Below are 12,514 nucleotides of genomic sequence, written 5' to 3' on the forward strand. Positions count from 1 at the left end.
GCGCGCTGGCGCTGCCCGATTCCGCGCGGTGCGCACAAAAGCCCGTGCGATCAACGACTTGGCAATCTGGTGCGCAGGATATCCACATGCTTGCCAACAAAATCTGTGGAGAACCGGCCGCCCGCGAAGCCGCCGTGCGCGGTGGGCGGCAACGCCGTCAATCGGTGCCGCATCGTTGACCTGCCGACGCCGATCTACCAAATCCCCTTTTGTATCAGCGTGTTACACGTCACATTGATGGAATATCCACAGGCTTGCCAACAAAATCTGTGGATAAGTCTGACGTGATTGCTTCTCGATGGTTGCGTATTCGGCGCTCGGGAACGGGCTCGGCCGGATGCGTGCACACCGGCTGCCCGCTGCGTGCATCGGCACGATAATTCGTGCGCGATCAACGAGTTAGACCCTGGGTACCCAGGATATCCACATCGTTGCCAACACAATCTGTGGACAAGCACGGCCCCGTCATTCGGCGGGCGCCGCGTCGGCCGCTTCCGCGACGATCCAGTCGCGAAACAGCGTCATCGCGGGCGTGAGCGGCTTCGACTTCAGCGACGTGAGCCAGTAGGCGCCGCCGTGCACGTCGATGTCGAGCGGCCGCGCGAGCTGGCCGAGCTGCAATTCGCGCGCGAACATGCACGCCGGCGCGAGCGCGACGCCCGCACCCTGCATCGCGGCCTCGACCATCAGCCGCGACGAATCGAACACGGGGCCGTTGACCGTCCACGGTTCGAGCTGCGCGGCGTCGAACCAGGCGAGCCATTCGTCGGCGCGGTACGAGCGCAACAGCGTTTCGTTCGCGAGATCGGCCGGCTGCGCGAGACGCCGCGCGATCTCCGGCGCGCACAACGCGGTGAGCGGCGCATCGAGCAGACGCTCGTTGCGCGTCGCCGGCCAGTTGCCTTCGCCGAAGCGGATCGCGAAATCCAGCCCCTCGGCCGCGAGATCGACGACGTTGTTGTTGGTCCGCAACCGCAGCTCGACGAACGGGTGCGTGTCGCCGAAGCGCTTCAGCCGTGGCATTAGCCAGCCTATGGCAAACGTGCCGACCGCGCCGAGCGTCAGCACCTCGTGGAAGCGCCCGCCCTCGAACTGCTTGAGCACGGTTTCGATCCGGCTGAACGCATCGCTCAGGACCGGCAGCAGCGCGCGCCCTTCGTCGGTGAGCCCGAGGCCGCGCGGCAGCCGCGTAAACAGCGCGCAGCCGAGGCGTTCCTCCAGCGAACGCACCTGCTGGCTGACGGCCGCCTGCGTGACGCTGAGCTCGAGCCCGGCGCGCGTGAAGTTCAGGTGGCGCGCCGACGATTCGAACGCGCGCAACGCATTCAGCGGAAGATGAGGGCGGAGCTTGCTCATAAGAATTTCTTTTGTCAGCGCTCAATTATCGTTGCTTGTCAGACAACCGTAAAGTCACGATAGTGCTGTCTCGCCGGCCGGCCGCCTTGCATCCATTCCACCAGAGAGACACGACATGACTCATTCATCGCAACGCCGAACCCTGTTGCTGGCCGCCGCGACGGCGCCGCTCGTCCTGACCGTCACCGCATGCGCATCGCCGCCGGCCGCGGCGCACGACGTTGCGTCCGCGGCGTCGTTTGCCGCGCTCGAGCGCGCGGCCGGAGGCCGGCTCGGCGTGTGCGCGATCGACACCGCGAGCGGCCGGCGCGCGCTGCATCGCGCGGACGAGCGCTTCCCGTTCTGCAGCACGTTCAAGGCGATGCTGAGCGCGGCGGTGCTCGCGCAGAGCGTCGAGCGGCCGGGGCTGCTGCAGCAGCGCGTCACGTACGGGCAGGCCGATCTCGTCGACTATTCGCCGGTGTCGGCCAGACACGTGGGCACCGGAATGACCGTCGCGCAGTTGTGCGAGGCGGCGATCCAGTACAGCGACAACTCGGCCGCGAACCTCGCGATGAAACTGATCGGCGGACCGCCGGCGGTGACCGCGTACGCGCGCTCGATCGGCGACGACGCGTTCCGGCTCGATCGCTGGGAGACCGAACTGAATACCGCGCTACCGGGCGACGTGCGCGACACGACGACGCCCGCCGCGATGGCTGCCAGCCTGCGCGTGCTCACCCTCGGCGACGCGCTGCCACCCGCGCAGCGCGCGCAGCTCGTCGCGTGGCTGCGCGGCAACAAGGTCGGAGACAAGCGGATTCGCGCGGGTGTGCCGGCCGGCTCGCAGGTGGCCGACAAGACGGGCACCGGCGACTACGGGACGACGAACGACGCGGGCGTGATCTGGCCGCCGTCGCGCGCGCCGATCGTGCTCGCCGTGTACTACACGCAGGCGCGGCCCGACGCGAAGGCAAAGGACGACGTGATCGCGGCCGCCGCGCGGATCGCCGTCGCAACGTTCGCTTGAGCGTGCGGCGCGGCGTGTGTTCATCGACGCATCGATGGCTGGCTGAAGCGCCGGATGCACGCCGTGCCGCGGCCGTGATCGGCACGTCGAAACGTTGTGCGATCAACGACTTAGGTTACGGATACTCAGGATATCCACATCGTTGCCAACAAAAATTGTGGACAAGCGCAGCGAGCGCGCGCTGCAGATGCGCGTGCCCGGTTCGAAGCAGCGGGGACAAATCCTTTCGGATCAAGCGCTTGATCGCGCTGTGCGCAGGCTATCCACATGCTTGCCAACAAAAACTGTGGACAAGCGCGCGGGTTCGCTCGCCCGATGGTCAGCGCTGCCGATCGTCGAGCGCGGGCCAGCGCGCGAACGCGAACACCCACAACATGATGAAGTTCAGGACCGGGACGAACATCGTCAGGATCCACCAGCCCGAATGTCCGGTACGCCGAACGATGCGGACATACGGATAGACGACGATCGCGACGAGCACGAGCGACACGAGCAACTGCGCTGCGGTGAAGTGTTCCATGGTCTTCCTCGGAGTGATGTGCATGGCCCGATGCGGGCGCAACGGTCCGTCCGCGTGGCCGTCGCATCGAGCGCGCCAATGCGAGCGCGCCCGCGGCTCGTGCGATCGTGACCCGTCGCGCGGGCCGGCGTCAAGGCGCCGCCGTTGCGCCGGATCGGTCGTTCGCGCATGCGTGCGGACAGCGCGATGCCGAAACGGCGACGCGACGAATGAATCGTTGTCCGATCAACGGGTTAGACGATGCTTGCTCAGGATATCCACAAGCTTGCCAACAAAATCTGTGGGTAACCGGCACGACGCTCCCGGCGCGGGCCCGCGGCGCGTCGGCAGCCAGCGACGTGGCATCGTGACGCGAAGTGAGGCGACGCGACGCATATGACGGCCCGAGCGGCGCCGTGTCTGCATCACGCGTGCCAAAGTCCGTCGGATCAAGGGCTTAGCGTGTCGGTGCGCAGGATATCCACAAGCTTGCCAACATTTTCTGTGGAGAAGTCCGCGTGGCGGTGGGCGCGGTGCACAACGTTCGAGCGGTGCGCCGCGCCGGCTCGTGCGTGGGCGTATGCGGTACAAATGCCCGGCAGCGTGAGCTTTCCGAACAAGTGCGAGGCTTGCGATGTTGAACGACGGAGACGCCGAACGTTTCGCGACGCGCTCGGGATCCGTGAAGGCGCGCGAAACGCGGCGTGTCGATTGGATACGCATCGGGCGATGCGAGCGCGTGTCGCGCACGGAACGGGCACATTCGCCGCGCACGACCGCCAAATCCTTTCGGATCAACGGCTTGCCAGCGTTAGCGGACGGTTGTCCACAAGCTTGCCAACACAATCTGTGGAAAAGGCGGCCATCCGGCGTGCGTCAGGCCGGCACGGGAAAGCGCACCGTGACGGTCAGCCCGCGTCCGCCCTGCGTCGTGCCGAGCGCGACCGTCGCGCGATGCTGGTCGGCGATGCGCTTGACGATCGACAACCCGAGCCCGCTTCCGGACGACGTGGCGGCCTGCGCGCCTTCGCCGCGATAGAAGCGCTCCCACACGTTCGTGCGCTCGCCTTCCGGGATGCCGGGGCCGTCGTCGGCGACTTCGAGCACGGGCGTCGCGCCGTCGACGCGCGCGGAGACGTCGACGCGTGCACCTTCTCCCGCATAGCGGATCGCGTTGTCGACGAGGTTGTTCAGCAGTACGCGCAACGTGTCGATGTTGCCGGTGGCCATCACCGGCGACGACACGATCGCGCCGAGATCGACCCGGTGCGCATCCGCGACGCGCGTGCGGTCGGCGACCACCGAGCGGCACAGCGCCGCGAGATCGACGGGTGCGGACGCCGACACGGATGCCTGCGCATCGGGTTCGAGACGCGCGAGCGTCAGCAGCTGTTCGGCGAGGTGGCCGAGGCGCGTCGTGCCCGCGTGGATCTGCGCGAGGATCTGCTCGCGTTCGTCGGGCGTCGACGCGCGCCGCAGCAATTGCGACTGGATCGACAGCCCCATGATCGGCGTGCGCAGCTCGTGCGCGGCATCGGCGATGAAGTGACGCTGCAGCGTGAACGACCGGTCGAGCCGCGCGAGCAAATCGTTGATCGCTTCGGCGAGCGGGCGCACCTCGTTCGGCATCGATGCGACGTCCACCGGCTCGAGATTGTTCGCATTCCTGCGCTTGAGGCCGGATGCGATCGTGTGCAATGGCCGCAGCCCTGCGCCGATGCCGAACCACAGCCCGATCGCGAGCACGGGCAGCATCGAGAATACCGGCCACAGCAGGTGCACCGCGATGCCGGCGATGGCTTCCCAGCGCGCATGGCGCGCCTGCGCGATGCGAATCGTCGTGCCGCCGCGCTGCGTCACGTAGGTCCGCCACGGCTGGCCGCCGACGTCGATAGTCGCGATGCCGGATTGCGCGGGCGGCGGCAACGCCGATTCGCGATCGGTCGAATACACGAGCGTGCCGTTGCGCCACACCTGCAGCAGCACGGCATCGGGGTCGCCGGCCTCGAAGCCGTGCTTGCCGTCGCGGTTATCGCGGAACGACAGCTCGCCGTTCGGGCCGACGACGATCTGCTTCGACATGCTGCGCATCTGGTCGTCGAGCAGATCGTCGAGCTCGCGCAGCGCGCCCCAGTAGGTGCCCGCGCTCGCGACCAGCCCGATCACGCACGCGGCGGGCAGCAGCCACGTCAGCAGGCGCCGCCGCAGCGACGCGCTGCGCCAGCGCGCGATCGCGTGCTGCAGGCCCGTCATGCGCCGTCACCGATCCGGTAGCCGACGCCGCGCACCGTGCGGATCATGTCGTGACCGAGTTTCTTGCGCAGGTTGTGGATATGCACCTGCACCGCGTTGCTTTCGATTTCCTCGCCCCAGCTGTACAGCCGTTCCTCGAACTGTTCGCGCGAGATCACCGCGCCGGGGTCGCGCATCAGTTCGTGCAGCAGCACGAACTCCTTCGGCGACAGCGTGACTTCGTCGTCGTTGAGCCACACCTGGTGCTTGACCGGATCGAGCCGCAGCGGGCCGATCGCGAGCGTGGTTTGCGCACGCCCCGCATGACGGCGATTGACCGCGCGGATGCGTGCGAGCAGCTCTTCCAGCACGAACGGCTTCACGAGGTAGTCGTCGGCGCCGCTGTCGAGGCCGGCGATCCGATCGGGCACGCCGTCGCGCGCGGTGATGATGATCGCGGGCAGGGTTTCGTCGCGGCGGCGCAGCGACGCGAGCACCGACAGCCCGTCGCGATTCGGCAGCCCGAGGTCGAGCAGCAGCAGCCCGTAGCCGGTCGAGCGCAGCGCGAGCGACGCGGCGTCGCCGTCCTTCACCCAGTCGACCGCGAAGCCTTCCTGTCTGAGGCCCTGTTCGAGCCCGCTGCCGATCAGCGGATCGTCCTCGACGAGCAGTACGCGCATGGATTCGTGTCTCTTCATGGGGGCGGGTGCCCCGGGGTTTCCATGATATGCGCGTGTCGCTTAGGCGGAGCTTAAAGCGGTCGGCCGGCCGTACTTTCGGACTGGTCCCATGCGGCTTCGTGTCGCCTCGGCATGCCCTTCAGGTTTGCTTAATCTTACGGTCCGTAATCTTGGCCCGTCGCGCTAGACGGGGCGCGGCCCCAATCGACGATGAGGAACACCATCATGAAACACCTGGCCGGAATCCTGACGATCGCACTTGCCGCGCTGCCCGCGGCCGTTCATGCGCAGTACACGGGGCCGTCCGCGCTGACGACCACCACGGTGAAGGAACTCCTCGCGAACGGCAAGGACGACCAGCACGTGCAATTGCAAGGACGCATCGTCAAGCACGTCGGCGGCGAGGATTACGAGTTCGCCGATGCGACCGGCACGATCCGCGTCGAGATCGACGACAAGCTGTGGGCTGCCGGCCAGCCTGTCAGCGACAAGAACGAAGTGAAGCTGACCGGCGAGTTCGAGCGCAAATGGTCGGGCCGCGTGAAGGTCGATGCCGATCGCGTCGAAGTCCTGCGCTGACCGGCGCACCGGTGCGGGCGAGGCCGGTGATACCATGGGCGACCGGTTCCCGTTCTCACCAAGATGGCTGCCAATTTCGATGAACTCGCGTCCCGGATCCGGGCGCAATTTTCCGAACTGAGTCCGCAATTCCAGGCGGGCGCTGCATTTCTGCTTGATCATCCCGACGAGGTCGCCACGTCGTCGATGCGCAAGGTCGCGCAGCGCGCGCAGGTTCAACCGGCGTCGCTCGTGCGGCTCGCGCAGCAATTCGGTTTCCCCGGCTGGAACGAGCTGCGCGATCTGTGCGTCGCGCGCGTGCGCACGCGCCCCGAGCCGCTCACGCAGCGTGCGCGTTCGCTGGTGCGCCCCGACGCGAAGGCGTCGCTCGCACACGATCTGCTGGCCGCGCAACAACACAATCTCGCCGCGACCGCCGCGCAGAACGAGCACACGCTGGGCGACGCCGCGAAGCTGATCCGCAAGGCGTCGCACGTGCACGTCGCGGGATTCCGGTCGTGCTATCCGGTCGCGTTCGGTTTCGTGTACGGCTACCGGTTGTTCCGTCCGACCGTGTCGCTGCTCAACGGCGTCGCCGGATCGCTCGAGATGGAGTTGCGCGCGATCGCGAAGCAGAGCGTGACAGTGATCATCAGCTTCGCGCCGTATTCCGCGGAAGCGACGCGCGTCGCGCAGGCGGCGAAAGCGCAGGGCAGCAAGATCGTCGCGATCACCGACAGCGCGGTGTCGCCGATCGCGCTGCATGCCGACGCGCAGCTGATCTTCACGCACGACAGCCCGTCGTTCTTTCCGTCGCTGGTCGCCGCGCACGCGATGGCCGAGGCGCTGGTCGCGCAGCTGCTCGCGCTCGAAGGCGGCGATGCGATCGCGGCGCTCGAGCGCACGGAAGCCGAGTTGCATGCGAAGGGCGCGTACGTCGTATAGCCGCGCGTGCGGCTTGAATGCTCGTCGTTGCCGGTTTCCCGCTCGACGCGGCGCAACCAGTGACGTTCGATTGCGACGCGGACGTTCGCAAGCAGATTGCGGTGCCGTTCGTCCGCTTCGACGAAAGCCGGCCGCGCGCGCGAGCGGCCGCAACGGCGACGTGCCGCGACATCGACATTTCGCTGCGCCCCGAACCGTCGCGGAATCGCGCGCGCGTATGCTGGCGTCTCCAGACCGAGGAGACGACGATGACCGAATCCGACCTGCAATTCCGCCAAGCCGAAGCGTTCCGCGCGCTGCACGTGCGCCCCGGCGCATTCATCATCCCGAACCCGTGGGATGCCGGGTCCGCCCGATTGCTCGCGATGGCGGGCTTCGACGCGCTGGCCACCACGAGCGCCGGCTTTGCTTACTCGAGAGGGCGGCCCGACAACGCGATCGGCCGTGACGAGATGCTTGCCCACATCGCCGAGATCGTCGCGGCCGGCAGCCTGCCTGTCAGCGCCGATCTCGAGAACGGCTTCGGCGACGCGCCCGCCACGGTCGCCGAGACGATTCGTCTCGCGGCCGGCGCGGGCGCGGTCGGCGGCTCGATCGAAGACGCGACCGGCCGCGCGGACGCGCCGATCTATCCGCACGACGCGGCGGTCGAGCGCATCGCGGCGGCGGTCGATGCGGCGCGCGCGCTGCCGTTTCCGTTCACGCTGACCGCGCGCTGCGAGAACTACCTGCACGGCCGCCGCGACCTTGCCGATACGATCGCGCGGCTGGTCGCGTATCGCGACGCGGGCGCCGACGTGCTGTATGCGCCGGGCCTGACCGATCCCGACGACATCGCGGCCGTCACGCGCGCGGTCGTTGCGCCGGTCAACGTCGTGATGGGGCTGCAGGGCGGGCTGCTGAGCGTCGATGCGCTCGCGGCGCTCGGCGTGAAGCGCGTCAGCGTCGGCGGCGCGCTGGCGCGGACCGCGCTCGGCGCGTTCCTGCGCGCCGCGACGGAGATGGCGCGCGACGGCACGTTCACGTTCGCGCAAGGGGCGGTGCCGGGGCGCGACCTCGATCGCTGGTTTTCTGCGCCGGACAATTCGCCCGTGGAGTTCGCGAGATAAGTGCCGCTAAATGGAAGCGTTTCCAGCCGAAAATCGATTGACGGTAATCAACCAAAACCGTGGTCGATTTAAAGTGCACTGACGGCGCGAAATACATCGTTTATTCTCCGCATTCGGCTGGCGGCCTCGAACCGGCGTGCCGGCCGCGCCGGTTCTGGCCCTAATCGCACTGTACGTGTACCGATGCCGCGTATTGTTGCGATTTTCCGCTCGATGTGTTTTTGGTTTCCGGGAGTTGCCGGCCAATTTTCGGATTGGTAATCTGCGGTATATCCGAATGGCCGGCGAGCGGGCCGCCGGAAAATGAATATATATATAAAACCGAGAGAGCGATGAAAATCCGAGAAAATCAACGCAGCGGCTTTCGCGTCGGCGATGTCGTGACGCTGAAAACCGGTGGGCCGCGCATGACCGTCACCTATGCCGGGCCCGTCGTGTTCGACGATGCCGACTGGCTGATTTGCCAGTGGTTCGACGACAGCGGCCATTTCCGGCAGGAAATGTTTCATCACGACACGGTGGCGCTGGAACCGCGCGCGATTTCCGCCGGCCGCGCCCGCATCCGCATGCTGGCGCACCGTTACCGTTCTGCCGCCTGAAGCGCCCGCGCGCCGCGCCACGCGCACACGTTGCCGCGGCGCGGCAGGCGCAACGCGACCGCCGCGACATTTCACGCCAGCCCGAAACGTCCGGCGGTCGGCTGCGCCGATACTGCACGCATGAACCCGACCGATCCGATTGCCGCGGTCACGCACCGCGATCCCTATCCGTACTACGCGACGCTCGTGGACGGGCCGCCCATCGCGTACGACGCCACGCTCGGCCTCTGGGTCGCGAGCCGCGCGGCGAGCGTGACGGCCGTGCTCGGCCACCCGGCGTGCCGTGTCAGGCCGCTCGATGCGCCGGTGCCGCCCGCATTGCGCGGCACGACGGCCGGCGCGCTGTTCGGCGAGCTGGTGCGCATGAACGACGGCGCATCGCGGCACGACGTGCCGAAGCATGCGCTGCGCGCGGCGCTCGCGCCGATAGACGCGGACGCGCTGCGCGAGCGTGCCGCGCGGCTCGCCGGCGACCGGCTCCGCGCGTCGCATGACGCCGGCGCACTGAACGCGTGGTGCATGACGGTGCCGGTTTGCGCGGTCGCCGGTCTGCTCGGTTTCGACGATACGCAGCTGGACGACATCGCCGCGTGGGTGGTCGACTTCGTCGCCGCGCTGTCGCCGCTGTCGGACGACGCGGCGCTGGCCAGAGCGAGCGACGGCGCGCGGCAACTGCTCGACCGGATGACGGAGCGCGTCGCGCACGCCCGCGCCCAGGACGGCTCGCTCGTCGCGGCGGTTCAGCAGGCGGCCCGTGCCGCCGGCTGGCACGCGAGCGGCGCGCTCGTCGCGAATCTCGTCGGGCTGCTGTCGCAGACGTGCGAGGCGACCGCCGCGTGGCTCGGCAACACGCTGGTCGCGTGGGACACCACGACGGCCGACGGCGAACGCACGATGCCGGACGCGGCGGCGCTCGATGCATTCGTTGCGGAGGTCGGTCGATTCGATGCGCCCGTGCAGAATACGCGCCGCTTCGTCGCGTCGCGCGCGACGATCGACGGCGTGACTGTCGATGCCGGTGCGGCGATCCTCGTCGTGCTGGCGGCGGCGAATCGCGACCCGGCCGTGCATCGCGACCCGCATCGGCTGCTGCCCGGCCGCGCGCCGGCGACGAATTTCGGTTTCGGCACCGGGCCGCACGGCTGTCCGGGGGAACGGATCGCGAGGGCGGTAACGGCGGGGGCGTTCGATGCGTGGTTGCGCGCGAGCGGTAACGCGCCGCGCGACAGGCTGGTATGGGGCTACCGGGCCTCGACCAACGTCAGGATGCCGAAGTTCGGCACGGCGACGTAAGCGGGAAAGCGGGAAAAACCGGAACGGCGGAACTCATCGGCAGCCCTGCTTCTCGGCCCATTGCTGCTGCGCCGCGACGCGCCGCTGCACGCGTTCGACGAGCCCGGCCGAGAAAGTGCGCATGCTGGTGCCGCGGCGCTTCGCGAGAATGGTTTGCGCGACGTCGGTTTGCGGGTTCGGCTGGCATGCCCAGTACAGCGTCATCAGCCAGCCGATGCCCGTCCACGCGAACAGCGCGTTGAACATCGCGATCATCAGCTTGTCGTGCCGGCCGCGGCGGTCCGCGATGACGGCCGGCAGAAAATAGAGCGCGATCGCCGCGACCGAACCGGCCACCTGAATCAGGACTGCGTGTTGCATGTTGCTGCTCCGTCCGAACTGCAATGAAACCGATTGTCGCGCTTTTTCCGTTCGTGTGCCGGCAATTGATTGTTGCGTTTTCGATCACGATCAGCGCGTGTCGGCGTCCTCCGCGTGCACTTCGTTGCTCAGCGCGAAACCTTCGTCGAGCCAGCCGGTGATGCCGCCGATCATCAGCTTCACCGGGCGTCCGAGGCGCGCGAGCCGGATCGCCGCGCGCGCAGCGCCGTTGCAGTGCGGGCCCGCGCAGTAGACGACGAACAGCGTGTCGGCCGCATAGTCGGTCAGCTTGCCTGCGACGATCTTGCGGTGCGGCAGGTTGCGCGCGCCGGGCACGTGGCCGGCGGCAAATTGCTCGGGACTCCGGACGTCGAGCAGCACGAAGCCGGGCGCGCCGGACGCAAGCGCATCGTGCGTGTCCCAGCAGTCGGTCTCGAAGCGCAGCGACGCCTCGAAGTGAGCGAGCGCAGCAGCACTGTCGGCGGCGGGGACGTCGGTTACGTATGACATGAAAGCGCTCCTGGAGGACGAAGGGCGGCGCGGCATGCGCCGGAATGAAGGGCAGTATCGCGGTTCGGCGGCCATCGCGGCAGTGGCGCGATCGACAAGTTCCGGTAACATCGCGCCATGCACAATCATCTCGTCGTCGCGCTCGCCTACGATCGCCTCTGTACGTTCGAATTCGGCTGCGTGGTCGAACTGTTCGCGCTCGAACGCCCGGAGCTTGGCGTCGACTGGTATCGCTTCGCGGTTTGCGCGAGCGAGCCGGGCCCGGTGCGCGCGGCCGGCGGCATCACCGTCGCCGCGCCGTACCGGCTTGCGATGCTCGATCGCGCGCACACCATCGTGATTCCTGGCTGGCGCGATCCGGACGAACTGCCGCCCGAACCGCTGCTGAAGAAGTTGCGAGCCGCGCATCGCCGCGGCGCGCGGCTCTGCTCGATCTGCTCGGGCGTGTTCGTGCTCGCGGCGGCGGGCGTGCTCGACGGGCTCACCGTGACGACGCACTGGCGCTACGCGGAGCGCCTGCAGGCGCGCTACCCGGCGCTGACGGTCAATCCCGATGCGCTGTATGTCGACGAAGGGCAGATCGTCACGTCGGCCGGTTCGGCGGCGGGGCTCGACATGCTGCTGCATCTGGTGCGCCGCGATCACGGCGGCGCGATCGCGAATCGCGTCGCGCAGCGCCTCGTGCTGCCGCCGCATCGCGATGGCGGTCAGGCGCAGTTCGTGCCGCGTCCGGTTGCGCCGGGCGGCAGCGACCGCCTCGCGAAGCTGATCGACTGGATGCGCGCGCATGCGGCCGAACCGCACACGCTCGCGTCGCTGGCTGCGCAAGCCGCGATGAGCACGCGCACGCTGCAGCGGCAGTTCGCCGATGCGACCGGGATGTCGCCGCTCGCGTGGCTGATCCGCGAACGCGTGAACGTCGCGAAGGACATGCTCGAAGCGCATCCCGCGCTGTCGCTCGCACAGATCGCCGCGCGCTCGGGCTTCGGCTCCGAGGAGTCGTTGCGCCGGCATTTCCGGCGCGTCGCCGCGACGAGTCCCGCCGCGTACCGGCGCGGGATGAACCGCGGCGTTCGCTTGTCGGCCGCGTGAGCGTCGCGTTGGTTCATTCGGCGGCGGCGTGCGGCCGCCGTTCGCTTCTTCCCGGTTTCGAGCGCGCGAAAGATGGCGGTCGCCGTGCGGCGACCCTGTTCGCGCATGCCGCGCATCCGCGCGTGTTGCGCGACAGCAGAAAGCCGCCATTGCTCCATCACAACGACAAGGACGATCACCATGGGCCTGCTGAGCAAGCTGTTCGGAAAGAAACCGCGTGACGAAGCGACAGCAGTTGCACGTTCCGGCGACGAAGCGGACGACGCACGTGA

Annotated in this window: 13 protein-coding genes; 7 read left to right on the forward strand and 6 right to left on the reverse strand. The window is 68.0% G+C overall.

From position 1 onward, the window contains the following. Positions 1-465 precede the first annotated feature (465 nt). Positions 466-1,356 carry a beta-lactamase transcriptional regulator PenR gene (gene penR, locus BSE24067_RS01085; RefSeq protein ID WP_151065919.1) on the reverse strand — a complete coding sequence of 297 codons (891 nt, stop codon included), beginning with the start codon at positions 1,354-1,356 and terminating at the stop codon, positions 466-468. 115 nt (positions 1,357-1,471) lie between these two features. Here penR and blaPEN-bcc point away from each other — a divergent pair, with 115 nt between their 5' ends. Beyond that, positions 1,472-2,365 (forward strand): PEN family class A beta-lactamase, Bcc-type, encoded by an 894-nt coding sequence (blaPEN-bcc, locus tag BSE24067_RS01090; protein ID WP_151065920.1) that lies wholly within the window; start codon positions 1,472-1,474, stop codon positions 2,363-2,365. A gap of 319 nt (positions 2,366-2,684) precedes the next feature. Here blaPEN-bcc and BSE24067_RS01095 read toward each other — a convergent pair whose 3' ends face one another. The 3 genes from BSE24067_RS01095 to BSE24067_RS01105 all read right to left on the reverse strand — a co-directional run bounded on the left by BSE24067_RS01095 (position 2,685) and on the right by BSE24067_RS01105 (position 5,776). Next, on the reverse strand, positions 2,685-2,885 hold the full coding sequence (locus BSE24067_RS01095) for a DUF805 domain-containing protein (protein ID WP_040140558.1): 201 nt from the start codon (positions 2,883-2,885) through the stop codon (positions 2,685-2,687). Between the two features lie 855 nt (positions 2,886-3,740). After that, on the reverse strand, positions 3,741-5,117 hold the full coding sequence (locus BSE24067_RS01100; protein WP_151065921.1) for an ATP-binding protein: 1,377 nt from the start codon (positions 5,115-5,117) through the stop codon (positions 3,741-3,743). Further along, positions 5,114-5,776: a response regulator gene (locus BSE24067_RS01105; protein ID WP_151065922.1), complete on the reverse strand. Its 663-nt coding sequence runs from the start codon at positions 5,774-5,776 to the stop codon at positions 5,114-5,116. The genes BSE24067_RS01100 and BSE24067_RS01105 overlap by 4 nt, the downstream gene beginning before the upstream one ends. Before the next feature lie 225 nt (positions 5,777-6,001). Between BSE24067_RS01105 and BSE24067_RS01110 the strand changes: the two genes are divergently transcribed. The 5 genes from BSE24067_RS01110 to BSE24067_RS01130 all read left to right on the forward strand — a co-directional run bounded on the left by BSE24067_RS01110 (position 6,002) and on the right by BSE24067_RS01130 (position 10,280). Further along, complete coding sequence (locus BSE24067_RS01110; protein ID WP_151065923.1) at positions 6,002-6,355, forward strand: NirD/YgiW/YdeI family stress tolerance protein; 354 nt, start codon at positions 6,002-6,004, stop codon at positions 6,353-6,355. Between the two features lie 63 nt (positions 6,356-6,418). After that, positions 6,419-7,279, forward strand: coding sequence for a MurR/RpiR family transcriptional regulator (locus BSE24067_RS01115; protein ID WP_151065924.1), 861 nt, complete (start codon positions 6,419-6,421; stop codon positions 7,277-7,279). 248 nt (positions 7,280-7,527) lie between these two features. Beyond that, positions 7,528-8,388, forward strand: coding sequence for an isocitrate lyase/PEP mutase family protein (locus BSE24067_RS01120; protein WP_151065925.1), 861 nt, complete (start codon positions 7,528-7,530; stop codon positions 8,386-8,388). Positions 8,389-8,720: 332 nt separating this feature from the next. Beyond that, positions 8,721-8,987, forward strand: a complete 267-nt coding sequence (locus BSE24067_RS01125; RefSeq protein ID WP_151065926.1) for a YodC family protein — start codon at positions 8,721-8,723, stop codon at positions 8,985-8,987. A gap of 120 nt (positions 8,988-9,107) precedes the next feature. Continuing rightward, on the forward strand, positions 9,108-10,280 hold the full coding sequence (locus tag BSE24067_RS01130; RefSeq protein ID WP_151065927.1) for a cytochrome P450: 1,173 nt from the start codon (positions 9,108-9,110) through the stop codon (positions 10,278-10,280). Positions 10,281-10,313: 33 nt separating this feature from the next. Here BSE24067_RS01130 and BSE24067_RS01135 read toward each other — a convergent pair whose 3' ends face one another. Both BSE24067_RS01135 and BSE24067_RS01140 read right to left on the reverse strand, forming a co-directional pair. Continuing rightward, the gene (locus BSE24067_RS01135) at positions 10,314-10,640 is read right to left on the reverse strand and encodes a superinfection immunity protein (protein ID WP_151065928.1); all 327 of its coding nucleotides are present in this window, start codon (positions 10,638-10,640) and stop codon (positions 10,314-10,316) included. Positions 10,641-10,730: 90 nt separating this feature from the next. Next, a complete protein-coding gene (locus BSE24067_RS01140) occupies positions 10,731-11,150 on the reverse strand; it encodes a rhodanese-like domain-containing protein (protein ID WP_151065929.1) in 420 nt (139 codons plus the stop codon). A 117-nt stretch (positions 11,151-11,267) separates the two neighbouring features. Here BSE24067_RS01140 and ftrA point away from each other — a divergent pair, with 117 nt between their 5' ends. Next, positions 11,268-12,242 carry a transcriptional regulator FtrA gene (gene ftrA / locus BSE24067_RS01145; protein ID WP_151065930.1) on the forward strand — a complete coding sequence of 325 codons (975 nt, stop codon included), beginning with the start codon at positions 11,268-11,270 and terminating at the stop codon, positions 12,240-12,242. The last annotated feature ends 272 nt before the right edge of the window (positions 12,243-12,514 follow it).

It is taken from the genome of Burkholderia latens (assembly GCF_902499045.1).
Lineage (GTDB): Bacteria > Pseudomonadota > Gammaproteobacteria > Burkholderiales > Burkholderiaceae > Burkholderia > Burkholderia latens.